This window comes from Achromobacter insolitus (assembly GCF_002209555.1).
GTDB lineage: Bacteria > Pseudomonadota > Gammaproteobacteria > Burkholderiales > Burkholderiaceae_B > Achromobacter > Achromobacter insolitus.
Window position 1 is genome coordinate 382,616 of sequence record NZ_NJIF01000004.1, and the last position, 21,484, is coordinate 404,099.

At 60.9% G+C, this 21,484-nt stretch carries 25 protein-coding genes; 15 read left to right on the forward strand and 10 right to left on the reverse strand.

Annotated elements, in window-relative coordinates; genetic code table 11:
• The first annotated feature begins 1 nt into the window (after position 1).
• The 7 genes from CEY08_RS16860 to CEY08_RS16890 all read left to right on the forward strand — a co-directional run bounded on the left by CEY08_RS16860 (position 2) and on the right by CEY08_RS16890 (position 6,673).
• Positions 2 to 970 (forward strand): SMP-30/gluconolactonase/LRE family protein, encoded by a 969-nt coding sequence (locus tag CEY08_RS16860; protein ID WP_063641082.1) that lies wholly within the window; start codon positions 2 to 4, stop codon positions 968 to 970.
• Positions 971 to 997: 27 nt separating this feature from the next.
• Positions 998 to 2,020: a TRAP transporter substrate-binding protein gene (locus tag CEY08_RS16865; protein ID WP_042794530.1), complete on the forward strand. Its 1,023-nt coding sequence runs from the start codon at positions 998 to 1,000 to the stop codon at positions 2,018 to 2,020.
• Positions 2,021 to 2,023: 3 nt separating this feature from the next.
• On the forward strand, positions 2,024 to 2,608 hold the full coding sequence (locus tag CEY08_RS16870) for a TRAP transporter small permease (RefSeq protein WP_042794531.1): 585 nt from the start codon (positions 2,024 to 2,026) through the stop codon (positions 2,606 to 2,608).
• Complete coding sequence (locus CEY08_RS16875; RefSeq protein WP_042794532.1) at positions 2,605 to 3,885, forward strand: TRAP transporter large permease; 1,281 nt, start codon at positions 2,605 to 2,607, stop codon at positions 3,883 to 3,885. The genes CEY08_RS16870 and CEY08_RS16875 overlap by 4 nt, the downstream gene beginning before the upstream one ends.
• 30 nt (positions 3,886 to 3,915) lie before the next feature.
• The gene (locus tag CEY08_RS16880) at positions 3,916 to 5,094 is read left to right on the forward strand and encodes a CaiB/BaiF CoA transferase family protein (protein ID WP_232033818.1); all 1,179 of its coding nucleotides are present in this window, start codon (positions 3,916 to 3,918) and stop codon (positions 5,092 to 5,094) included.
• 118 nt (positions 5,095 to 5,212) lie between these two features.
• The gene (locus tag CEY08_RS16885) at positions 5,213 to 6,175 is read left to right on the forward strand and encodes a Bug family tripartite tricarboxylate transporter substrate binding protein (RefSeq protein ID WP_063641079.1); all 963 of its coding nucleotides are present in this window, start codon (positions 5,213 to 5,215) and stop codon (positions 6,173 to 6,175) included.
• Between the two features lie 246 nt (positions 6,176 to 6,421).
• Positions 6,422 to 6,673 (forward strand): hypothetical protein, encoded by a 252-nt coding sequence (locus CEY08_RS16890; protein WP_076814751.1) that lies wholly within the window; start codon positions 6,422 to 6,424, stop codon positions 6,671 to 6,673.
• A gap of 75 nt (positions 6,674 to 6,748) precedes the next feature.
• Here the strand turns inward: CEY08_RS16890 and CEY08_RS16895 are convergent, their stop codons facing one another.
• Together CEY08_RS16895 and CEY08_RS29985 are read right to left on the reverse strand one after the other, a co-directional pair.
• A complete protein-coding gene (locus CEY08_RS16895; RefSeq protein ID WP_088607742.1) occupies positions 6,749 to 7,576 on the reverse strand; it encodes a symmetrical bis(5'-nucleosyl)-tetraphosphatase in 828 nt (275 codons plus the stop codon).
• A 118-nt stretch (positions 7,577 to 7,694) separates the two neighbouring features.
• Entirely contained in the window at positions 7,695 to 7,868 is a 174-nt protein-coding gene (locus CEY08_RS29985; RefSeq protein ID WP_076817810.1) for a DUF3606 domain-containing protein, read from the reverse strand.
• A gap of 375 nt (positions 7,869 to 8,243) precedes the next feature.
• Here CEY08_RS29985 and CEY08_RS29990 point away from each other — a divergent pair, with 375 nt between their 5' ends.
• Both CEY08_RS29990 and CEY08_RS16905 read left to right on the forward strand, forming a co-directional pair.
• Positions 8,244 to 8,519, forward strand: coding sequence for a hypothetical protein (locus CEY08_RS29990; protein ID WP_063641077.1), 276 nt, complete (start codon positions 8,244 to 8,246; stop codon positions 8,517 to 8,519).
• A gap of 152 nt (positions 8,520 to 8,671) precedes the next feature.
• The gene (locus CEY08_RS16905) at positions 8,672 to 9,859 is read left to right on the forward strand and encodes a two-component system sensor histidine kinase NtrB (RefSeq protein WP_076814753.1); all 1,188 of its coding nucleotides are present in this window, start codon (positions 8,672 to 8,674) and stop codon (positions 9,857 to 9,859) included.
• 42 nt (positions 9,860 to 9,901) lie between these two features.
• Here the strand turns inward: CEY08_RS16905 and CEY08_RS16910 are convergent, their stop codons facing one another.
• Both CEY08_RS16910 and CEY08_RS16915 read right to left on the reverse strand, forming a co-directional pair.
• Complete coding sequence (locus tag CEY08_RS16910) at positions 9,902 to 10,288, reverse strand: response regulator (protein ID WP_042794538.1); 387 nt, start codon at positions 10,286 to 10,288, stop codon at positions 9,902 to 9,904.
• Positions 10,289 to 10,467: 179 nt separating this feature from the next.
• Positions 10,468 to 11,619, reverse strand: coding sequence for a sensor histidine kinase (locus CEY08_RS16915; protein ID WP_088607733.1), 1,152 nt, complete (start codon positions 11,617 to 11,619; stop codon positions 10,468 to 10,470).
• 173 nt (positions 11,620 to 11,792) lie between these two features.
• On the opposite strand from CEY08_RS16915, the gene CEY08_RS30275 reads away from it, so the two are divergent.
• The gene (locus CEY08_RS30275) at positions 11,793 to 11,975 is read left to right on the forward strand and encodes a DUF4287 domain-containing protein (protein WP_076814758.1); all 183 of its coding nucleotides are present in this window, start codon (positions 11,793 to 11,795) and stop codon (positions 11,973 to 11,975) included.
• Between the two features lie 83 nt (positions 11,976 to 12,058).
• Here the strand turns inward: CEY08_RS30275 and CEY08_RS16925 are convergent, their stop codons facing one another.
• Genes CEY08_RS16925 through CEY08_RS16935 form a run of 3 tightly spaced genes read right to left on the reverse strand, consistent with a single transcriptional unit; the run spans position 12,059 to position 14,748 of the window.
• A complete protein-coding gene (locus tag CEY08_RS16925; RefSeq protein WP_063960649.1) occupies positions 12,059 to 12,523 on the reverse strand; it encodes a chromate resistance protein ChrB domain-containing protein in 465 nt (154 codons plus the stop codon).
• Positions 12,524 to 12,554: 31 nt separating this feature from the next.
• The gene (locus CEY08_RS16930) at positions 12,555 to 13,763 is read right to left on the reverse strand and encodes a chromate transporter (RefSeq protein ID WP_088607734.1); all 1,209 of its coding nucleotides are present in this window, start codon (positions 13,761 to 13,763) and stop codon (positions 12,555 to 12,557) included.
• A 22-nt stretch (positions 13,764 to 13,785) separates the two neighbouring features.
• Positions 13,786 to 14,748 carry a chromate resistance protein ChrB domain-containing protein gene (locus tag CEY08_RS16935; RefSeq protein ID WP_076814762.1) on the reverse strand — a complete coding sequence of 321 codons (963 nt, stop codon included), beginning with the start codon at positions 14,746 to 14,748 and terminating at the stop codon, positions 13,786 to 13,788.
• A gap of 283 nt (positions 14,749 to 15,031) precedes the next feature.
• On the opposite strand from CEY08_RS16935, the gene CEY08_RS30335 reads away from it, so the two are divergent.
• The 3 genes from CEY08_RS30335 to CEY08_RS16950 all read left to right on the forward strand — a co-directional run bounded on the left by CEY08_RS30335 (position 15,032) and on the right by CEY08_RS16950 (position 16,216).
• The gene (locus CEY08_RS30335; protein ID WP_063641070.1) at positions 15,032 to 15,238 is read left to right on the forward strand and encodes a MerR family DNA-binding transcriptional regulator; all 207 of its coding nucleotides are present in this window, start codon (positions 15,032 to 15,034) and stop codon (positions 15,236 to 15,238) included.
• 20 nt (positions 15,239 to 15,258) lie between these two features.
• Positions 15,259 to 15,597, forward strand: coding sequence for an ISC system 2Fe-2S type ferredoxin (fdx, locus tag CEY08_RS16945; protein WP_076814764.1), 339 nt, complete (start codon positions 15,259 to 15,261; stop codon positions 15,595 to 15,597).
• A gap of 172 nt (positions 15,598 to 15,769) precedes the next feature.
• Positions 15,770 to 16,216, forward strand: a complete 447-nt coding sequence (locus CEY08_RS16950) for a DoxX family protein (RefSeq protein WP_063641068.1) — start codon at positions 15,770 to 15,772, stop codon at positions 16,214 to 16,216.
• A 77-nt stretch (positions 16,217 to 16,293) separates the two neighbouring features.
• Here the strand turns inward: CEY08_RS16950 and CEY08_RS16955 are convergent, their stop codons facing one another.
• Positions 16,294 to 17,622 carry an aminotransferase-like domain-containing protein gene (locus tag CEY08_RS16955; protein ID WP_076814766.1) on the reverse strand — a complete coding sequence of 443 codons (1,329 nt, stop codon included), beginning with the start codon at positions 17,620 to 17,622 and terminating at the stop codon, positions 16,294 to 16,296.
• 380 nt (positions 17,623 to 18,002) lie between these two features.
• Here CEY08_RS16955 and CEY08_RS16960 point away from each other — a divergent pair, with 380 nt between their 5' ends.
• Positions 18,003 to 18,419 carry a DUF2000 domain-containing protein gene (locus CEY08_RS16960; protein WP_076814768.1) on the forward strand — a complete coding sequence of 139 codons (417 nt, stop codon included), beginning with the start codon at positions 18,003 to 18,005 and terminating at the stop codon, positions 18,417 to 18,419.
• Positions 18,420 to 18,722: 303 nt separating this feature from the next.
• Here the strand turns inward: CEY08_RS16960 and CEY08_RS16965 are convergent, their stop codons facing one another.
• Positions 18,723 to 19,433 carry a hypothetical protein gene (locus CEY08_RS16965; protein WP_126389574.1) on the reverse strand — a complete coding sequence of 237 codons (711 nt, stop codon included), beginning with the start codon at positions 19,431 to 19,433 and terminating at the stop codon, positions 18,723 to 18,725.
• Between the two features lie 52 nt (positions 19,434 to 19,485).
• Positions 19,486 to 20,301 carry a helix-turn-helix domain-containing protein gene (locus tag CEY08_RS16970; protein ID WP_076814773.1) on the reverse strand — a complete coding sequence of 272 codons (816 nt, stop codon included), beginning with the start codon at positions 20,299 to 20,301 and terminating at the stop codon, positions 19,486 to 19,488.
• 597 nt (positions 20,302 to 20,898) lie between these two features.
• Here CEY08_RS16970 and CEY08_RS16975 point away from each other — a divergent pair.
• The gene (locus tag CEY08_RS16975) at positions 20,899 to 21,438 is read left to right on the forward strand and encodes a P-loop NTPase family protein (protein WP_232033815.1); all 540 of its coding nucleotides are present in this window, start codon (positions 20,899 to 20,901) and stop codon (positions 21,436 to 21,438) included.
• The last annotated feature ends 46 nt before the right edge of the window (positions 21,439 to 21,484 follow it).

The window sequence follows — 21,484 nt, forward strand, 5'->3', positions numbered from 1 at the left end:
CATGGACAGCAAATCCAATCGCGGCGCGCTGCTGAAACTATCGGACCTGCGCGAGACCGGCGTCAACCTGAACCGTCCCGAATGCGTGCTGAGCACGGCAGCGGGCGATCTCTACGTATCGGACAAGGCCGGCGGCATACGCCACATCCTGCCCAATGGCGATGCGCGGCTGATCGGCGCCCAAGCCGGGCTGATTCCCAACGGCTTCGCCTTGCTGCGCGACGGCTCCTTTGCGGTCGCGAACCTGGCCGACGATGGCGGCGTCTGGCGCGTGCAGCGCGACGGCGCCGCGGAACCCCACATCATGGAGATCGAAGGGGTGACGCTGCCCAGCGTCAACTTTGTCTGGCTGGATGATCGGGAGCGCTTGTGGATCTGCGTGAGCACGGTGCGCCGGGGCGACCATCAGTTCCGCCGCGACATCGCCGACGGCTTCATCGCGGTGCGCGACCAGCGAGGCACGCGCGTGGTGGCCCAGGACGTGCATTGGACCAACGAATGCCGCACCGATCCAAGCGGCACGTATCTTTACGTCAACGAAACCTTCGGCCGGCGCCTGCTGCGTTTTCGCATCGGCGCCGATGGGAACCTCAGCGAACGGACGGTCATCACGGAATTCGGCAAGGGCACCTATCCCGACGGCATGGCGGTCGACGTAGAGGGCCACATCTGGGTGGTCAGCGTGGTTTCCAACCGGGTGATACGCGTCAGCCCCGACGGCAAGCAACAGCTGGTGCTGGAAGACTGCGATGCCGCGCATATCGACAGACTGGAAGCCGAATACCTGGCCAATCGCCTGAGCCGCCCCATGGTCTATGACAACCATAGCAAGAGGCTGCAAAACATCACCAGCCTGGCGTTCGGCGGCCCAGAACGCAAGACCGCCTACATGGGTTGCATCAATGGATCCCGGCTGGCGGTGTTCGATTCGCCGGTCGCCGGGCTCAAGCCGGTGCACTGGAACTGGTAGCCCGGACCGCAATCCGGAGGAGACATCATGAACAAGAAAATATCGCAGCCCCTGGCCCGCGCCTCGGCGGCCTTGCTGGCCCTTTCGATTACCGTCGCCGGCGCATTCGCCCCCGCGGCCGATGCGCAGGCGCGCGAAATGAAGATCGCGACCATCGCCGCGTCCAACAGCCCCTGGGACCACGCCATGCGAGCCTTTGCCGAAGAGGCGGCCAGGCAATCCCAGAACGACCTGCAAGTACACGTCTATACGGACGGACAGCTGGGCGACATCAGCAAGATCCTGTCTTCGATGCAACTGGGCACGCTGGACATGGGCTACTTCGGCCTGGGATCCGTGGTGTTCCTGCGGGGCGCCCAGCCTCTGAACATTTTGTACGCGCCCTATCTGTTCAAAAGCGGCGAACAGGCCGAACGCATCATCAATAGCGATGAGTTCGCGCAGATCTTCGACGACGTGGCAAAGAAATCGGGCGTGCGGGTGTTTGCGGCCTTTGGCATACGCTCGCCGCGCGCACTGCAGACCGTGTCGCGCCCCATCAACAAGCCTGAAGACGTCAAAGGCCTGAAGCTGCGCGTCCCCTCGATCCCCATTTTGAAGTCCACCTTCGAGAAGCTGGGCGCGCAGGTGGTGCCGCTGGGCATGACCGAAATCTACACAGCGCTGGGCCGCGGCATGATAGACGGCCAGGACAACGGCTTCGACCTGTCGATTCCCCTGCGCTTCCACGAAGAGGCGAAATACTGGGCGGCAACGGATCACGCCTACGAGCTGACCGGCTGGTTCATTTCCGAACGCGTCTGGCAAGGCCTGGACGCCAAGCAGCGCCAGGCGCTGACCGAGGCGGCCAAGGCCGGAGGCAAAGTCGCCACCAAGCTGGACCAGGAGCTGGACGACAACGCGATCAAAATCCTGAAGGACGCCGGGGTCACGTACACACAGCCCGACAAAGCCGCGTTCAAGGCGGCGCTGGCCACCGTCTACCAGCAATACGAAGGCAAAGACTGGCCCGCCGGCATGGTTGAACGCATACAGAAGATGCAGGAGTAAGCCATGGGCGCGCCCATGCCCGCGACGACGGTTCGCCCCGCGGCCCACGCGACATCCGGCTGGCGCAGCCTGGTCCTGCGCGCAGACCGCGTCGTGTGCTGGACCGGCCGGCTCGCCGTGGCCCTTACCCTGGCCATGGTGCTGATTTTTTGCTTCGCCCAGGTGCTGGACCGCTATCTGCTGAAAACGCAGTTCGACGCCTGGGACCAGATCGCCCGCATCGGCATGCTGTGGTGCGCATTTGTCGGCGCCGCCATGGCATTGCGCGAACGGCGCAACGTGGTCATCGACATCATCGACCGCCACCTGCCGCAACGCGTGAGGCGCGTGCGCGACCGCCTGTTCGACGCCACCTTGCTGGCGCTGGCCGCCACCCTGTTCTACAAGGGTCTGGACGTGGTCGCCGTGGGAAATTTCCAGGACATCGTCGGCACGCCCTTCACCTATGCCGTCAGCTACGCCTCCCTGACCGTGGGCATGGTGTTCTTCATGCTGTTCCTGGCCTTGCGCCTGCTGATCCCTGACGCAGCCGCGCCGCTGGACGCTTTTGCGCGCGACGAGTCCGACACCCCTGGGACGCACCCATGATCCTCTTTTCCGTCGTGCTTTTCGTCGTGCTCATCCTGGTCGGGCTGGACATAGGCTTCGCGATGATCACCGCCGCCCTCATCGGCATGCTGTTCAAGGGCGGCGGCGGGGTCGATATCGCCCAGGCGCCGCTGTCCATGCTGGGCGGCATCGACGAGACCGCCCTCGTTGCCATTCCGCTCTTCATCCTGGCCGGTGAACTCATGAACCGCGGCGGCGTCACGCTGCGGCTCATCAACTGGTCCATGGCCATGGTCGGACATATGCGCGGCAGCCTGTCGCAAGTGTCCCTGACCACCAACCTGGTCATGGCCGGCATCAGCGGCTCCGCGGTGGCGGACGCAAGCGCCATCGGCACCGCGATGATTCCGTCGATGAAGCGCGAAGGCTACCGGCGCGGTTACCCCGAAGCCGTCATCGCTTGCGGCGCCATGCTGGGCCCCATCCTGCCGCCATCGATCCCGATGATCGTGTACGCGGTGCTGGCCAACCTGTCCATCATCCGCCTGTTCCTGGCTGGCATTATTCCCGGCTTCATGCTGCTGGCGGGGTACATGGCCATCTGCGCCTGGCAGGCACGGCGGCATGGCTACAAATCGCGCCCTCGAGCCAGTTGGCCCGAGCGGGCCCAGGTCACGCGCGCGTCCATCTGGGCCCTGATGATGCCGGTCCTGATCATCGCAGGCATACGCTTCGGCCTCCTGACCGACACCGAGGCGGCGGCGTTCGTGGCCGTGTACGCCCTGCTGGTGGGCCTGGCTGTGTACCGGGAACTGAAGCCGGGCGAACTGGGATCGGCTTTTTACTCTGCCGGTCGCACCATGGCGGTGGTGCTGTTCCTGCTGGCGGCCGCCGGCCCCTTCAGCTGGCTGATCAGCGAATCGCGCGTCGCGGCCACGATCGCCAAGGGCATCCTGGGCGTCTCGGATCAGCCCTGGGTGGTGCTGCTGACGGTGAACGTGTTCCTGATCCTGGTGGGCAAGATACTCGAACCGCTGCCCGCCATGATCATCACCCTACCCGCGCTACTGCCTATTGGCGCCCAGCTGGGCATGGATCCGATCCAGTACGCCATGATCCTGATCCTGAACCTGATGACGGGCATGCTGACCCCGCCTGTCGGCATTCTGCTGTTTGTCACGTCCGCCGTGGGTCGCACCCCGATAGGCCCGATCGTGCGCGAGATCGTTCCCTTCTTCATCTGGTCGTTGATCGTGCTTGCGCTGATCTGCGCCTTTCCTCCCCTGACTTTGTGGCTGCCGGGACTGGGCCGCTGACCATAAACAAAAGCTGAAAAGATGCACACCATGCCACTTACCGGAATCCGCGTCCTCGACCTGACACGCATCATCTCAGGGCCGTACTGCACATCCATACTTGCTGACATGGGCGCCGAGGTGATCAAGATCGAGGCTCCCGGCGAAGGCGATCCCATTCGCCGCCAGGGCGTCATCAAAGACGGGCTGAGCTGGTATTTCGCCAACTACAACCGCAACAAGCGGTCGGTCACGCTGGACCTGTACAGCGCGCAAGGCAAAGAGATCCTGCGCCAGCTGATACCGAGCTGCGACGTCGTGATCGAAAACTACCGGCCCGGCATCATGGACAAGATGGGCTTCGGCGACGAAGCCCTCAAAGCGCTGCGCCCGGACATCATTCACTGCAGCATCAACGGTTTCGGCACGTCCGGCCCGTACCGCGACCGGCCCGCATTCGATTTCATTGCCCAGGCCATGAGCGGCTTCATGAGCCTGAACGGCGGCGAAGACAATCCTCCCATGCGCGCCGGCCCACCCATCAGCGACCTGGCCGCCGGCCTGAACGGCGCGCTGGGCGTCGTCGCCGCGCTCTTGCGCCGCGAGCGCACCGGCCGCGGCGATTCCATCAGCGTCAGCCTGCTTTCCAGCATGATAGGACTGCTCAGCTTCCAGGCGTCCAACTACTTCGCCAGCGGCGAACTGCCGCCGCGCACCGGAAACGACCACGGCATCGTGGCCCCCTACGGTTTGTTCGAGACCGCGGATGGCCAGGTTGCAATCGCGCCGTCCAACGACGCCATGTACGAGAAGCTGCTGGATGCGCTGGAACTTCCTGAACTGCGCGCGCACCCGGACTTCCGGACCAACGCGGACCGCATGCTGAACCGCGCATCCATCAAGGCCGTCATCGAGGCCCGCACCCGCCAGAAGGACAGCCACCATTGGATCGAACGCCTGAACCAGTTCGGCGTGCCCTGCGGGCAGGTGCTGAACCTGCAGGAAGTGTTTGATGATCCGCAGGTGGCCGACCAGCAGATGGCCATAGACGTGCCCCATCCCGATGGCCAGCAGGTACGGATGCTGGGCTTTCCGGTCAAGTTCGCCGATGCGCCCTGCCAGGCCCGCAGCGCCGCGCCTGCGTTAGGCGCGGACACCGATGCAGTGCTGGAAGACCTGGGACTGTCCCACAACCGGATCCGCGAACTGCGCGAGCAAGGAGTCGTCTAACCCACACCGACTGCCCTGCCCGCGGTAGCCTGACCCGCAGCACGCCTCATCAGCATTCGCAGCAACCGACGTCTGGCGATCATGACCGGACGCGCCCACCAAGGAATGGAGACTACACATGCTACGTGCCCTAATGTTCTCGGCCTGCGCGCTTGCCGCCTGCGCCCCCGCCACCGCACAGCAGTACCCGAACCAGCCCATACGCGTCATCGTGCCGTTCACGCCAGGCGGCGGCACCGACTTCCTGTCGCGCACGGTCGCCGCCAAGCTCTCGGACTCGGTCAAGTGGAACGTCGTCGCCGAGAACCGCCCGGGCGCGGGCGGCACCATAGGCATTACCACCGCCGCGCGCGCCAAGCCCGACGGCTACGAAATCGTCATGGGCCAGGTGGACAACCTGGCCGTGGCGCCGTCGCTGTACGCCAAGCTGGCCTATGACCCGGTCAAGGACTTCGAGCCCATAGGCATCGTGGGCGAAGCCCCCCTGGTGGTCGTTGCCAACAAGAATGGTCCGTACAAATCCCTCAAAGACCTGATCGCCGCCGCCAAGAAGGCGCCGGGAACCATCAACTACGGATCTCCCGGAGCCGGCACCATCACCCATCTGGCCGCCGAGCTGCTACAGCTGCAGGCAGGCATCAAGCTCGTCCACGTGCCCTACAAGGGCTCCGGGCCAGCCATGGCAGACCTGCTTGGCGGCCAGGTCCCCGTCATCTTCACGTCCATCCCCTCGGCCGCGCCGCAAATCAAGGCGGGCAGCGCCATCCCGCTGGCGGTGACCTCGCTCAAGCGCAGCCCGGCGATGCCGGACGTACCCACCGTCGCGGAATCTGGCTATCCCGACTTCGACGTGCGCGTCTGGTACGGACTGCTCGCTCCCGCAAACACCCCCAAGCCCATCATCCAGACGCTGAACACGGAACTGAACAAGATCCTGGCATTGAAGGACGTGCAGGATGCGCTCGCGGCCCAGGGCGCGACCGCCATGCCCACCACGCCCGCGCAGTTCTCACAGACCATCGCCGCGGACTATAAGAAATGGCGCGGCGTCATCCAGTCCGCCAACGTGAAGCTTGAATAGATCGGGCGCGCGGCCTTGCGGCGGCCGCTACCTCAGAAGGCAAGCGCATTCAACGCCTGCTCTGCCTTGAAAACAGCCTAGATCAAACGCATGCAACGCCTCATGCTTATGCACGACGCTCCCCAGGGGAGCGCCGCGCATACGCTTGGATGATGAACCCCAGCAGCATTGACAGCGAAAGGGCCAGTCGAGACGATGACCTCGGCGCCACAGGTTTCAACGTGGTGCAAGTGAAGGAGGCTCATCATGTCAATCTCATGCAGACGACTGGAGGATGTGATTGCGGTCTCGGCAGCAGGAGACCAGTACCGGATCGAGCGACATATCATTCAAGAACCCGCAACGGACGAAAGTCCCGATCCACACATAGTGCTGCAATGCCGCCTCTCCACCGGCGGCACCGTGATCTGGGAGGGCAAAGACGTGTACCGGCTCAAGTCAGGTGAAATTCTCCGGCCGGTGAATCGGAGGAAGAAGAAGAACTTCTTTGAAGGCTGAAGATGAGAGGCCCGCGAGCGCAAGCCGCGGGCTTTTGTTTGGAAGCGGGCCGATGAACGGCCTGGCGGCAAGAGTCTAGGCCGGCGAGTCGGCCTGCTCGCGGCTGACCTGGAGCAGCTTCCGGTCACTCAGCCTCAGGGCCGTGAGGCAACCGCCGGTCACGCAGCCCGTGTCCAGGCAAACCACGTCAGAGCGCACCATCAGGCCCAGGGCCGCCCAGTGCCCGAACAGGATGCGCGCGCCCTCGGCGGCTCTGTCTGGCACGTCAAACCAAGGCAGCGCTCCCCCCTGCCGCCTTCCAGGCACGGACCTGGACGCGGAGGTCAATTCGCCGTGAGGGTTGCAAAGGCGCATGCGTGTGAATGCGTTGACAATGAATCTGACGCGGCGCGCCCCCGTCAACTTGGCGTTCCAGCTTTCCGCCGTTGGCCCGTCGAACATGCGCATCCGACGCCGCCACTGGCCATCCCCGAGCAGGTTTTCAACTTCACCCGCCAGGGACATGGCTTCGGCAACCGCCCAGCGCGGGTGTATGCCAGCGTGGGTAAGGACATAACCCGCTTCGGCATGCATCAATGGAAGACGACTCAACCAATCCAGCAAGACATCGGCGTCGGGAGCGTTGATCAGATCATCCACCGTGTCGTGCCTGCCGGGCTTGATGCAGCCCGCCGCGATGGACAACGCCCGAAGATCGTGGTTGCCCAACACGGCCGTGGCGCGTCCGCCCAAGCCCATGACGCGCCTGAGCGTAGCGGCCGACTGCGGGCCTCGGTTGACCAGGTCGCCCACGAACCAGACCCGGCATGCCGGGTCATCTGCGATCTCTGGACGCGACAGCAATGCGTCCAGAGATGCGCTGCATCCGTGGACATCGCCCACCGCCCAGACTTCCGGCTTCACTTGTACGTCGAGCGGCTCAGGTGTTTGTGGCATGGCTGTCCCCGGCATACGGCGCTCCCGTTTTCGGACCGCGCCGGCGTGGCGTGGCTCATATCGAACCTGTCGTTTCTCGGTGCCTCTACTTATTCAATTGCCTTTTGATGGCCGAAACAGAAACGCCCACCACCGCGACGGCTTGCCGGATTTCCTCCTCTGTGGCGCCCAATTTTTCCATCCAATACTCCAGGTCACGCTGCTCATTCACGTTGACCCACCATCTTTCGCTTGGAGCCAGGGTATTAAGCTTATCCATAATATGACCCTCTAAGACTCCCATGAAGGGACAAAGCGCGCGAACAGAGCGCGCCCAGCCAGTCGTTGACACGTCGGCCAGAGACTGACCCATTGATCCGCTTTGCACCTTGATGGTCCAGACCGAGGCGATCGCCCCTTTGTACCGGGCACTACCCTTGGAGTGAGTGCCGGCCTGCGCCGGCGTTGTAAGCCGGGTCGCCCAACTTGTCGCAAGTCGCGTACCCAAACGAGCGGCCGTGATTCCCGCCACCGCGGCGGCACTGCGCGTGGCGACGGGGGGTGCCAGGTACGCAAATTGCTGAGAGGCGTCTGGGTGTTGCCCCGCAAGGCAGGACAGCGCGACGGGGTCATGCCGGAACAACCAGGATATGCCATGCACACCCCCAAGAAGGCAACACCCTCCGTGCTGGCTGGCAACGCAACCGTGTCGCTGCTGCCGCCGCGGGCGCCGCATGGGGTTGCGCCGGTCGCAGCCAATAACGGGGATGAGCCTGCGGACGCGGCGTCCGCTCAAGAGGATGCGGCCCCCGCCCCTGCGAGGAGACGCCCTCGCTTTTCCACCAGCCTTTGGCTGGCCTTGCTGCTCTGGGCCGCGGTTGCCCTGACGCTGACCTTGCTCGATCTCGCATTCCGCCTGCTGGCGCCGTGACGGCTGCCGCGTCTAAGCCCCCGGGGTCTAGACACTAAAGCCGAGGAATGAGCGAACCATTGGCCTCGCACGGGTGTCGCAGCGCCACATCGTTGCACGACTGACTCTTGCACTTGATAATTGAGCTCCCAGCATCGTGACCTGGAGCACCGATGAGCATTGTTGAGCCCCCGGAACAAGGAAAATCGAGTCTCCTCGGCAGCTTGGCCCTGCTCGACGAACCCTACCGCTACAAACTGCTGGTGGAGGCCGTTCTTGACTACGCCATTTTCCTGCTCGACGCCGATGGCTACGTCGCAAGCTGGAATGCCGGTGCGCAACGCTTCAAGGGTTACCAGGCGTCCGAGATCATCGGGCAGCATTTCTCGCGCTTCTATACGGAAGAAGATCGTCTCGACGGAGTCCCCCAGCGGGCGCTGGCCATCGCATTGAGCGAAGGCAGGTTCGAAGCGGAAGGTTGGAGAGTCCGCAAAGATGGCTCGCGATTCTGGGCCAGTGTCGTAATAGATCCCATCCGGGATTACGGAGGCCAGCTCGTCGGCTTTGCAAAAGTCACACGCGATATCACGGACAAACGGCGCAACCAGCTCGAATTGCAGGCGACGCAACAAGCGCTGCATCGTGCTCAAAGAATGGAAGCGCTTGGACGCGTCACGGGCGGCCTTGCCCACGACTTCAATAACTTCATTTCGGTCATCAATGGGGCAGCCGAACTGCTGCGCGACCCCACCCTCACGACCGAAAAGCGGCTTAAATACATCAACGCGATTGCCGACACAGCGCAGCGCGCCACCCACCTCACGAATCAAATGCTGGCGTACGCCCGGCGCCAGCCCCTGGAGCCCTGCCACATGGATGTGGGCTTATGCGTCCAGGGAATGAAGCAGATTTTCCAAGGCGCACTCGGCGCCGCAGTTCGGGTGGAATATCAGTTGCCTGAGGAAACGTGCCACATTAATGCCGACATCAGCCAGCTCGAGAATGCGTTGCTGAACCTCGTGGTGAATGCCGGGGACGCCATGCCCTTCGGCGGCAATGTAAAAATTGCAGTCCGCTGCGTCGATTCACTCCCCGACGGACGCGTACACGCGCACGACGGTCAATACGTGGCGGTCAGCATTTCCGACGATGGCGAAGGCATCCCGCAAGAGGTCCTGGATCACATTTTCGAGCCGTTCTTCACCACCAAGCCGGAAGGCAAAGGCACGGGCCTTGGTCTGAGCCAGGTTTTCGGGTACGTCTCGCAATCCGGTGGCCATATCGATGTCGTCAGTAGCCCGGAAGGGGGGACGACCTTCACGTTGTACTTCCCCAGGGTAGGCGCTGAAGCGGCTGACTGAACATTCAAGCATTTCCCCCAAAGACGGCACTGCCCCCCAAGACTAGCAGGAGAGCAGTGCTTCCAACTCTCGAATGATCTCGCCAGGCACCCAAGGCTTGGGGACGAACTTTGTCGCCGGAGGCAACGTAGCCACAGGCGGATGATGGCGGCCCGATGTCAGCAGCACGGCAATCTGAGGCAGTTCAGTGTGTATTCGCGCTGCCAGTTCCAGGCCATTCATCGATCCAGGCATCTCGATGTCCGAAATTACCGCATGGATGCCGGCTTGCCCCGTAAGCCATTGCATTGCCTCATCCGCATTACTGGCCTCGCAAACGGCATAGCCCTCGACAGTCAATATCTCGGCCAGGATCCAACGGGCGGTCTCGTTGTCTTCCACGACGAGAACGACCTTCTGTGCGCCGCAAACGTTTTTGGCGTCCGTCATCTGCTTATCCGATTGAGTGTGCGTCGGGGAAGTTTCCATACGCTGCGACGTCGCGCAGCGACGTGCCGTTGGGACGCGCTTGGCGCGCAACGCCACCGCCGCCAGCAAGCCTCATGCCTGCTTGCAGTATCGGCGGCAAATGCGAGGCATGCAACGTGGCGCAAGGCCTGAATCGGCCTCTAGGCACCGGGCGGCGGCGAGGCGCCAACCGCCCCCGAATTCAATGGCAGGCGCACCGTAAAAGCCGTCCCGAAGTCGTCCGATTCCACTTCGATAGCACCATGATGCGCCATGACGATACTGCGGCAGATATAAAGGCCCAGGCCTATCCCCGCCGCCATGCCACCCTCGTTTGGAATGGCCTGCACGCGCGTGAGGGGGTCGAACAGCGTCGGGAACGCGCTGCGCGGAATAGGATTGCCTGTATTGGCCACGACAACCTCCACGCCCTCCGCTTGGCCGGTCACGATCAGATCGATCCCGCCCTTGCCGTATCGCGCCGCGTTCGACAGCAGATTGAAAAACAACTGCCCTATCCGGCCCGCATCCCATGTTCCAGCGGTTTCTCCTTCATGGTTGAGCCTGACGCTGACATGGGGAAACAGCACATTGATTTCTTCGATGACGTTCTGGCAAATGCGGCCCATGTCCTGCCGTGTCAACTCGAGAGGCAATGGGGCACCCAAGCGGGAGCCGGAGAACACGAGCAGGTCATCGATCATTCTTTTCATACGAAGCGCGCTGCGCTGCATATAGGCGGTGGCTTTGATGCCCGCCGGCGAAAGGCTCTTGTCGCAAAGCAGAATCTCAGCGGAATTCAGCACCACGCCCAAAGGCGAGCGCAGGTCGTGCGCCAGCACCCCGGAAAACAGGTCTCGGACTCGTTGCGCCCGCAGGGCATACTGTCGAACCGACTCGGTGAGTCCTTGGTCGATCGCCTCGTTGAAGCGGATCATCTGCTGGAAACCACCCGGTCCTGTAGCACCATTCTTTTCCCACTGGCGCAGCACACTCGCGCGCAAAGCCCGGAATTCCGCCACGACGTCGTTCAGTCCGAAACCTTGGGCGAATCGCCTGTTCGCATGCTCTATGGAGACTTGATCGAAGCCGTCGGCCAAGCCGCTTTCGACGCCCAGGGACTTGCCTCGCTGCTGTTCCGGGGACTGATCCACGCGCATGTTCGCGGCAATCTTGACCAATAGATTCCGGCCGGAGTTGCGTAGTTCCGCGCCGGAAAGGTCTGCGGTGTCCACGCTCAATTCCCTGGCGTATTGTTCCCAATCCCCGACAAGCTCATCCAGATGCGCGTCTATGAAGTCCGAGAGGTCCATTGTGGTCATCCCATGTTGAAAGCGCCCAGCATCTCCAGTGCGGGTGCTACACAATGACGATCATATCGTTGCCCAAAAGGGCAATCAGCGGTGCGATAAATCCGTGCGGCCTTTCGGTGACTTTAAGGCATACGGGATCGATGGGTAATTTCAAAATTTGACCGTAGAAGCAGTTGGACACGGACGTTGGCCGAGGCGCTCCAAAGCGCCCGGAACACTGGTTTGGAATCCTGGCGGCGGCACGAGAACCGAAGCACATGCAGGTGGTGGCCATGCTCACGTCGGAACATGGCCTGGGCCACGGACATGCGAACGCGCTGGTCGCGTATCACCTCGCCCGGAAAAAAGGCGGCTAGCCGCGGGCGGGAAGGCTGCGCCGCAGCGAACTCGCCCAGCAGGCCGCCGCCTGTCTCTCGAAACCGCCATAGCGGCTAACTCGTCACAGGGGCATGGCCGGCGGCCATTGATGGGTCTCACTTTGGCAGGCTCGACACCAGTTGTAGAGCGCTTCATAGATCACCATCCCATGTTGAAGCATGGCATGGTCATCCGCTGCGTACAGGTGCGACAAACCCAACGAGATCGCATAAAGCCCGCTGGACTGCGCAGTGAGCTCAAGGCGTGAGGTGTCGGCACCCCGCACGATGAGCGCCAATTGACGCAATGCGGGGTCTGCCTCCAGCTCGAATTTTCTCAGGAACGCGTCGAAACTACAGCACTCGCCGACATGCGAGAGTTCCACGCCAGGAATGTCGTAGGGCACGGCGCCAGATTCCTCGGCGATCCGCAATACATCGCCGGCTGGCACATAGAGAAATTCGGGTGTCTTGTCGATAAATCGCGCAATCAGCCATGGGCAGGCAATGCGGTCGATCTTTGGACGTGCTCGGGTGATCCATTTCATGGTTCTACTCCTTCGCGTTTGGGGCTTCCTATCATCCGTGGGGAATCAGTGGATAGACGACCAGGCCGATCAGAGCGGCAGCGGCGACAACGACAGGTTCGGGCAGCCTTTTGAATTTCCAGAGCAACACCGCCGTCACCACGGCAAGCAGTGCGGTGGGAACGTCTTTGATCGATCGCGCCCCGATAATCACCACGGCGCCGGCCAACGACCCGATGGCGGCTGCGGTTACTCCGTCGACGAACGCTACGATTCCCGGCCTTTTACCGTACCTTTTGAAGTAGGGAGCCGGCAGGACGGTAAAGAGATAGCAGGGCAGAAAAGTCGCGAGCGCCGCAGCGACGGCGCCCCAGAAGTTCGCGACCAGAAAGCCGATGAACCCCGTGGTGATGACGACGGGGCCTGGGGTAATCATCGCGACCGCCACGGCATCGAGAAACTGATGATCGGTAAGCCACCCATACTCCTTTACGACGCCGCTATACAGGAATGGGACGATCGCCAGGCCACTGCCGAAAACAAAGCTGCCGGCATAAAAAAAGTACTTCGTGATCTGCCATAGCCTGGTCCAGTCAACTTCGGACAGCCCTGCGAGCGCCAGAAAAGGCATGATGCTTGCGCGCAGCGTGCCGGATGGCTTCATGAATTTCGGGGGTGCGCGCAGCAGCCACACCAAGACACCCGCGCCGAGGAAGAGCCAGAGTTCCTCGGATTGCGTGGCAATCGTCACGGTCGCCGCGGCAGCGAAGATTGCCCATAGCAATTTGTCCTTGCCGACGTTCTTGGCAGACAGCTTCCACGTGCTGATGGCGATGATCCCGATGACCGCAGAGCTCACGCCATAGAACACCGCCTGCATCCACCCCAGGCCGCCAAGGTGCACATAGGCCCAGCCTAGCGCTACGACCATCAAAAAGGACGGCAGCACGAAAGCAACGCCGACCAGCGTAGCGCCCACGTAGCGGTAATGGACAAAGCCCAGGTAAATAGCCAATTGCGCGGCCAACGGGCCAGGCGCGAGCTGCGCCAGGGTCAGCCCTTCCTTGTAATCCGCCTTGGAGAACCAGGCTCGCCGCTCTACCAGATCACGATCCATGTAGCCCGCCAGAGCTACTGGTCCCCCGAATCCCAACGTGCCGAGCCGGACGAAATACCACACCAGCTGCCACAGGGTGTAGGTGGGCAGGTTCGCGTCTGGCGCGCTCTCGCCTCGAATGGACGTGTGGGGGGACGGGTTCATGATGCGCTCCGGTCCGTGGGAATCAGGTCTTTCTTCCGCCTGAAAAATGGGCATACAGGGAATCGAGCACGACCCCGATCTCAGCCAGCAGCGAGTCATCATCGGGCAGGCGCTTGCGCGCGCCGGCCAACATGGCCTCAAACCCGACCGCCTCCGGCACCTCTGCTCCGCCTACATCGAGCGCATGGACCAACTCGCCAAGCCGTACCAGGCCGCGGTCGCCATCCAGGCCAAAACTGGCGAGCAAAACCTCGAACGAGACCCGGTCTCCCACGTGGGTGAACGTCGCGCCGTCGAAATCGAAGCCAAGCGCCTCGGCCGGGCAGTCCTTGGGGCTTTCCAGCCACAGGAAGCGCGCCGATGGATCAATAAAGCGCTGGATCAGCCAGGCGCAGGCCACCCGATCGACCCAAAGATGTTGGCGAGTCGCCCACAGGCGGCCGCGATGGTGTGTCGGATCGCGGCGCGCGATACCGCCCGCGGTCGCGTGTGGCTCGCCTGGGGACAAGATATTGGCGACGGCGTTGGAAAAATCGCGCCATTGCGCCTGAGCGCGCAGCGATGTCTCTCCGGGGAAGAAGTCGGTCCGGCGCAAGGCCTGGTAGCTGCGCTCATGCCGGCGCAAAAGCCGCCCCAAATCCGGCGCTCTCGATCCGGTCAGCGTCGGGCGCGCCACCGCCAGTTCACCGAGCCATCGCTCGTACTCCTCTGTCCGATCGAACAGGGCCATGAAGGCCTGGGTTTCATCTTCGTCCTGGGCCTGCACACGCAGCAGCCAGGCTTGCCCCCCTTCTTCCACAGTCTCGGCTGCCAGGTCGGAAAGCTGGGTAGCCTGTTCGGCATGCGCCGGCAGCAGATAGGCGCCGTCGCGCAAAGCAGCGCAGCCGCAGGCCTTGAGTTTGCGCCAGACGCGCATGCGTGCAGTCGCGCCGCCAGTGGGCAGGCTGACGATCAGGAGGAGCCATGAGGGCGGGAGCGTATTCATAGTCGGGAGCTTAGGCGGTTAAAGCGATCCCTACAATGATGTAGAGATCGCTACATAAGCTTAGCCCCGACTCTGCGCCCCCCGCTCGGCTCCTCGCATTTGCGCGAACGCCGAGACGCGGGCTACGGCGTACCGGACCGGGTATGTCACCCAAATCGTAGGCACTGACGTTGAAGACCTGAAAGACTGGAAAGTCTACGCGGCCGCTGACGCACTTGACCTTCCCACGTTGTAAAGCCCCACTCTTCTCCCCGCTACCCTTTTTCCTTGAAAGGAGACTCCCATGAATATCGGTGATGCATCCAAGACCTCTCGGGTGCCGGCAAAGATGATCCGCTACCACGAGCAGATCGGGCTGATACCCGCAGCGCACCGCAATCTGGGCTTTTCAGTCGCCGAAACCAAGGATCTGCCGAGCCTGAGGAACGCCTGGCCGAACTGGACCGGCGTATCGAGAGCATTTGGCAAAAGGCCGAAACGCATCGGCTAACGAAACATCAGGAGCCAGATATGCCCAAAATCACCGTACTCCCGCATGCCGAACTGGCGCCCGAAGGCGCCGTGCTGGAGGTTCGGGTCGGCACCACGATCTGTGAGGCTTTGCTTGCCCATGGGATTGAAATAGAACATGCGTGCGACATGAGCTGCGCCTGCACCACCTGCCATTGCATCGTGCGTAAGGGACTTGAATCCTTGAACGAGGCTAGCGAATCCGAGGAAGATCTTCTCGATCGCGCGTGGGGGCTCGCATCGCAGTCTCGCCTGAGCTGTCAAGCGACCGTGGCCGAGGAAGACCTTGTCGTCGCCATTCCGAAATACACGATCAACCATGCCAAGGAAGAACATTAGGATCTTCATGACCCGTTATCAGTGTATCCAGGACAATTTTTTGATTGTATTGGTCTTCGGCATTTATAGTGCGGTGCGCTTTTCACGGTAGACAGTGCTGCCAGCGCCTTCTTCAACCCACTGGGCCATTTTCAATCGAGATCATGGTCCTGAATGCCCAGGAGTAATACACATGCGCCAACGCATCGGACATGCATTGGATGGCCGCTGGCTATGGATCGCGGCTCGCATCTTGATTGCGGTGGTTTTTCTGTCATCCGGGATCGCCAAGCTCATTGACTTCCCGGGCGCCTTGGCCGAGATGCGGGCAGCGGGCTTGCAGCCAGCATGGCTGTTCAACATCCTCACGGCGACGGTGCTGATCGGCGGTTCGGTATTGGTCCTGCTGGACAGAGCGCTTTGGTTGGGTGCTGTTTCGTTATCGGTATTTCTATTGCTGACCATAGCGATCGTCCACCGCTTTTGGGCGCTCGAAGAACCTCAGGCCACCCAAGCGCTGTACTGGGCTCTGGAACATGTATCGCTTGTCGGCGGCCTGGTCGCGGCCGCCATTGCCAGCCGCTTCAGAAAACGGCTGCAGGTGGCATTGGAACTCCACTGCGGCGTATCACAACGATGAAAAGCGATTGCTTATGGCGTGGTATCAAGCTTCATCCGACACAAGCGTGCGCTGGACTGGATTAACCCAGCGGGTGATCAGGCTAGATCGATCACTTCCCGCACGATTCCGAGCGCATGCCGCAATGTCCGCAGATCGACCGATCCTAATGCAATGCGCAGGGCATGAGGCGTACTTGCTCCCACCGAAAATGGCTCGGCAGTTGATACCGATATTCGTCGCTCCAGAAGCGCCATGGCAACCGCCTCGGCGCGCACCTCTTCGCCTAGTGGCAACCAGACGAAGTATGAAGCGGGATGGCTGATGGGGTGCATGCCGGCGAACACCTCTGCCACCACAGCCTGCCTGACCACGGCGTCCCGGCGCTTCTCGCTTACCAAGCGTTCCACCGTTCCGTCAGTGAGCCATGCACAGGCGAGAGAGGTCATTGCCGCTGGAGTATTCCAGATCGTCGCTCGAATAGCTCGTTCCAGCCGGGGAATCCAGGCTGTCGGCGAGGCTATGAAGCCGACGCGCAAGCCGGCGGCTACACTCTTGGACAACGCCGTCACATGAACACACCGCTCCGGCGCAAGGGCTGCGAGAGGGAGAGGCGGATCGCGCTCAAGAAACGCATAGGGTGCGTCTTCTATCAGGATCAGATCGTACCGTCGCGCAAGCGACACCAAGCGCTTGCGGCTTTCGATATCTTGGACCCAACCCAAAGGATTGTGCACGGTCGGCATTGCGTAGATAGCGCGCACAGGGCGCTTTTTACACAGTCGCTCCAGTGTGTCCAAGTCTGGGCCAGAGCCCGATGCAGGCAACGGCACGAGATCCAGCCGGCACTGTTCTGCCAGCGCCTTGAATCCAGGATAAGTCAGTGCATCAACGGCGACCACATCTCCAGGTTGTAGCAATGCCATTACTACGACGGCTAACCCGTGTTGAGCGCCATTAACCACCAGCAACTGCTCTGGCTCCACCGGCACATTCGACATGGCCAAGTGTCTGGCAAAAATCGCGCGCTCATGAGGGCGACCAGCATGGGGATGACAACGAAGAAACGCATCTAAGTCGCCGGCGGCAGCCAATTGCCGCAACGCCGAGCGCAACAATTCGGCTTGCTCTGGCAAGGCGGGATAATTGAAGTTCAAGTCGACCATGTCTGCTGCGATGGCCTGCTGATCCATGCCCAAGCCGGAAGGCAGTGCTATTTCCCGCACAAAGGTCCCTCGGCCGGCCTCCCCTATGGCCAGCCCCATCGCCTCGAGTTCGGCGTAGACACGGGTGGCCGTAACCAGCGCTATTTTTTCCTTGCCGGCCAATTGACGGTGCGTGGGCAGGCGGGTGCCTGGCGGCAATTTACCTGAACGGATCTCGGCAGCAAATTGGTCAACCAACCGTTTGTAGCGCGCAATAGCCATCAATCGACAAACCCATGACAATTTGCTTATTGTAATGAAATTAGCTGTGCGATGACCCTCGATAGCGCTGCGTAAAGAACCGCCGATTTCCGCTCTTTTCTTTTGTTGCTGCGGGGTGTGCGGCGTAATGAACTGCCACCTCCAGCCGGTGTCCAAATTAGCGCGTAGTTGGTCATTTCGCGCGCCCCAGGTCATGCCGGCGAGCGGCACCGACCGCACGGGCATCCGGTTCGAACCGGTGACCGGCGAACAATATGAGGTCGGTCTGCGCTACCAGTCGCCAGGATGGTCTGGATGAACGTATTCAATGAATTCAAGACCCGCGGCGCTAAGGGTCTTGTGCTATTTTCGACTCGAAATTGACACCTCGGGACCTCACTATGGACCAAGACATTCGCCTCGCTATCGTCGTGAACCCCCTTTTGCCATTGGGCATACTTGCGAACACGATCGGTACGCTCTCAATTGGACTTGGCGCAAGATTTCCTAGCCTCGCAGCAAGGCAGCTCACCGACCGCCAGGGTCTCACGATCGATATCAGCGCAGACAGGCCAGTGCCTGTTCTGCAGGCCGAAGCGGATTTGATTCGACAAATCATGCTCAAGGCCATGTTGGAACCCAAAGAGCGAGCTGTTGTACCGTTCCCGGCCTTCGCGCGTACTCTACATGCGTTTTCGGATTACGAGGCAGCTTTTGAAAATTGCGACTTAACCGCCGAACCTATCGACGGATTGGGGCTGGCAGGGCCTTCGAAGTGGGTTAAGTCAATCACCGGATCTCTCAGACTGCTCCGATAGCCCCTCCGCCTGCGTCACAGCGAAGCGTTTGGGTCCATCGTCCAGCGACATAATTAAAAACTCGGCGTCAGGCGTCGCGGACTCCAGCATCGAACGCGTCGCCGATGGCTCGACCATGGCACCGCGCCACAAGCTGATCGCGCCTCCATGCAAAGCGCAGGAGAGCCGCGCCGCTCACCATACGATCGCACATCCGCAGTGCGATCGGCTCTCGACATCCTGCAGTACGCAGGTCAGGTTCGTTAGTTGGTGATGGGCGGCCATGCGACCTCACTCTTGCCGCCAGCCGATGATCAACAAGCGTTACGCTTTCAGACTGAAAAGGCTGACCATACGCGCCTTCCGAACAAGACGTGAAAGCAGCCCCTGTTCCGCAGCGTCTGGTTCAGATGAGGAGCCTAGGCCCGTTATCGGCCTTTCCACTGAAGGGACGAACTTCTCAGGCAACTTTATGCTCTGCGCCCGGCCTGAGTTGGAGAATTTAGTTACTACATGCTCGAGGAAATCGAGATTTGTTTTTCTGCTCGCAGATTGGGGCCCATTAACGACTGCCCTCAGAAATCCCTTATCGAAGAGCGTCGAACTGAACGAGTCGCCTTCCAGGATACGTTTGGCGACGAGAGCATCATGCTCATTCATCTCGGTCATGCCCTCATTTTTACCGCCAGCCCCGATCGCTGTGTCATTTGATCGATACTTCGCAAGATCCCTCGCAATACAATCAACTTCCCGAAGGTCCGCGCCGCGCGCCGACGCGTAACTATATAAGTAGCCAAGCAATGCCTTGTCCTGCGAGGTGAGTTTTTCCAACTCGGAATCTCGCTGAACATGACCGTTATCAAACAATCTTGACAACATAAGCGCCTGCCCGCTCAAAGTCGCCCCTCCAGCGGAATTCGGCCCTCCTCCGCCCACGCCGACCGACCGCGTGGCATGATCAGGGCCTTGCGCTATGCGGGCACCTTCTGCGGCACGAGCGGCCGCGTGAAGCTGTCCCATGACGGTTATACGCATATCAAAGTTCCTCCACAACTCTTCACAAACAATTTTTCCGGCCCACGCCGCGTCAGCTCCGATATTGGATCGGCGTCATTCCAACGTAGGCTTTGAATACACGCTGGAAGTGACTTTGATCCGAGAATCCGAGCGAGGCGGCGACGTGCGCCAACGCTCTGCCACTGCGCACCTGTAGGCGCGCTTCCTGGATCCGCTGATCGGTATGCCAGGCGAGCGGGGTTAATCCTGTTTCCGTGCGAAAAGCGCGAATCAACTGGTATCTATCCATACCAGCCAGACGGGCAAGCTCGTCCAGCGGCGGGCGATTCGTCAGCCGGCCGCGCAAGCGGGACATGACGGCATGAAGCTCCGAACTCGCCGCGCCATAGTGTGGTGCATGCACGACCACGTCGCCCTCAACGGCACCCAGGTCCGCCACAAAAGCAGCCAGGGCTGCTGCTTTCAATTCCAATCGGGCTGCACTGAAAAGGATGGAATTGAGCTCAGAGAATTGGTCGTACCGCGCCTGAGACCGATGTATTTGAATGGGAGCATGATCCCATACGGATTCTTGGCCATCGAAAGGTTTTCCGCCCCCCTGGCGCATCCACTCCTGGCCTACATTTAGTAGCTGATAGCTCCATGGATCGTCGGTGGCTGGGGTGCAGGTGAATACGCGCTCGGGCGCTATCACAACGACAGCGCCACGCTTCAATAAATGGGTCGTCCCATCCCCGCTGGTGAAGGCCATAGTTCCTCGGTCGATCGCGCCGATGGAAAAGGCCCGCAGACTATGGGCTCGATAGCGCCCGCCCTTGCCAGCGGCGCGACGACTCTCAACATACGGTAGACACGGATCACGCCAGAATTCAACAGGAGAGACCATTAAGCGAGTTTTGAAAGAATGATCGATGAAGAAAATTTGCGTCTTTAACGCCCCTACTCCCACGCACCAAGCAGGATTGCGAAACCCTTGTGTAGGCGTGCAGAGCGTCCAGAACCCAAGGATGGCAAGTGGCCCCAGGTCGGATCGAAACGCTAGCTCTCGTTGGTTGCAGACCGGCCAATAGACTTAATTGCGCTGCTCCGTGAATCGAGCACGCAGATCGGTTCGCGCGTTAGCAGCGTTCCGCCCCAAACCGCGAAAGTGTGGGATAGGCACCAATCGGGTGCCCCGGACAGGCACCGATCACGGCATCGATCACGGCATGGATGCTCATTGAGTTTAGCTGGTTGCGATATCGCAGTATTGAACGAAATTGCAGACTAGCCTTAGGCACCTGGACAAAGAGACTCAGCCGGCCATGGCAGAGCACGGGCATCATCAACTGCGGTTGGTCGTGAGCAAATGTTCAGCTTTTTAGTGGCGAGCCGTGCGCTCAGACTGGTGAGAAGTTCCACACTGCGCCGATTGATCATTGGCGCGGCCCGTTCATGCGACAATTTTGGCTGCCGGGACTCCAATTAAGCACTCGGCGACAACATGAAAATAATGACAAGTCTTGACGATCTGGGCCCTCGTATCTGCATACTAGGCCCCAGCAATAGCGGAAAATCCACGCTAGCGCAGGCCATTTCGCGCAAGCGTGGGCTGGACGCTGTTCACCTCGACCGGCTTTTCCATACCCCCAACACCAATTGGCTTCCTCGCTCTGAGGCGGAGTTCATTCTCTTGCACGATCAGGCAATACAGCAAGACTGCTGGGTCATGGAAGGGAACTACACCCGCACCCTTAGCCAACGCCTGAAACGATCCACGGGCCTGATCCTGCTTGACTCACCGACATCTTCAAGCCTGCTTCGATACTTTCGTCGAACCTGGTTTGAAACTAACCGCCGCGGTGCGCTCGACGGCGGCAGAGATTCAGTGAAGTGGCGGATGATTTACCACATCGCGGTGGTAACCCCCAAAAATCGTAGGCGCTATGCGCAGATGTTCGAGAACGCAGATCTACCTAAACTGAAACTTAGGAACATGCGCGAGCTCCGGCACTTTTATCGAGTAGAGAAGCTCGCCGCCTAGCTCGTGAAAAGTGCCCCCCCCTGCCGGCGTGTCAGCGCTGATCAAA

Coding starts and splice junctions, on each gene's coding strand:
- CEY08_RS16860 (WP_063641082.1), top strand. CDS start 2: ATGGACAGCAAATCCAATCGCGGCGCGCTGCTGAAACTATCGGACCTG.
- CEY08_RS16865 (WP_042794530.1), top strand. CDS start 998: ATGAACAAGAAAATATCGCAGCCCCTGGCCCGCGCCTCGGCGGCCTTG.
- CEY08_RS16870 (WP_042794531.1), top strand. CDS start 2,024: ATGGGCGCGCCCATGCCCGCGACGACGGTTCGCCCCGCGGCCCACGCG.
- CEY08_RS16875 (WP_042794532.1), top strand. CDS start 2,605: ATGATCCTCTTTTCCGTCGTGCTTTTCGTCGTGCTCATCCTGGTCGGG.
- CEY08_RS16880 (WP_232033818.1), top strand. CDS start 3,916: ATGCCACTTACCGGAATCCGCGTCCTCGACCTGACACGCATCATCTCA.
- CEY08_RS16885 (WP_063641079.1), top strand. CDS start 5,213: ATGCTACGTGCCCTAATGTTCTCGGCCTGCGCGCTTGCCGCCTGCGCC.
- CEY08_RS16890 (WP_076814751.1), top strand. CDS start 6,422: ATGTCAATCTCATGCAGACGACTGGAGGATGTGATTGCGGTCTCGGCA.
- CEY08_RS29985 (WP_076817810.1), bottom strand. CDS start 7,868: ATGGATAAGCTTAATACCCTGGCTCCAAGCGAAAGATGGTGGGTCAAC.
- CEY08_RS29990 (WP_063641077.1), top strand. CDS start 8,244: ATGCACACCCCCAAGAAGGCAACACCCTCCGTGCTGGCTGGCAACGCA.
- CEY08_RS16905 (WP_076814753.1), top strand. CDS start 8,672: ATGAGCATTGTTGAGCCCCCGGAACAAGGAAAATCGAGTCTCCTCGGC.
- CEY08_RS16910 (WP_042794538.1), bottom strand. CDS start 10,288: ATGACGGACGCCAAAAACGTTTGCGGCGCACAGAAGGTCGTTCTCGTC.
- CEY08_RS16915 (WP_088607733.1), bottom strand. CDS start 11,619: ATGGACCTCTCGGACTTCATAGACGCGCATCTGGATGAGCTTGTCGGG.
- CEY08_RS16925 (WP_063960649.1), bottom strand. CDS start 12,523: ATGAAATGGATCACCCGAGCACGTCCAAAGATCGACCGCATTGCCTGC.
- CEY08_RS16930 (WP_088607734.1), bottom strand. CDS start 13,763: ATGAACCCGTCCCCCCACACGTCCATTCGAGGCGAGAGCGCGCCAGAC.
- CEY08_RS16935 (WP_076814762.1), bottom strand. CDS start 14,748: ATGAATACGCTCCCGCCCTCATGGCTCCTCCTGATCGTCAGCCTGCCC.
- CEY08_RS30335 (WP_063641070.1), top strand. CDS start 15,032: ATGAATATCGGTGATGCATCCAAGACCTCTCGGGTGCCGGCAAAGATG.
- fdx (WP_076814764.1), top strand. CDS start 15,259: ATGCCCAAAATCACCGTACTCCCGCATGCCGAACTGGCGCCCGAAGGC.
- CEY08_RS16950 (WP_063641068.1), top strand. CDS start 15,770: ATGCGCCAACGCATCGGACATGCATTGGATGGCCGCTGGCTATGGATC.
- CEY08_RS16955 (WP_076814766.1), bottom strand. CDS start 17,622: ATGGCTATTGCGCGCTACAAACGGTTGGTTGACCAATTTGCTGCCGAG.
- CEY08_RS16960 (WP_076814768.1), top strand. CDS start 18,003: ATGGACCAAGACATTCGCCTCGCTATCGTCGTGAACCCCCTTTTGCCA.
- CEY08_RS16965 (WP_126389574.1), bottom strand. CDS start 19,433: ATGCGTATAACCGTCATGGGACAGCTTCACGCGGCCGCTCGTGCCGCA.
- CEY08_RS16970 (WP_076814773.1), bottom strand. CDS start 20,301: ATGGTCTCTCCTGTTGAATTCTGGCGTGATCCGTGTCTACCGTATGTT.
- CEY08_RS16975 (WP_232033815.1), top strand. CDS start 20,899: ATGAAAATAATGACAAGTCTTGACGATCTGGGCCCTCGTATCTGCATA.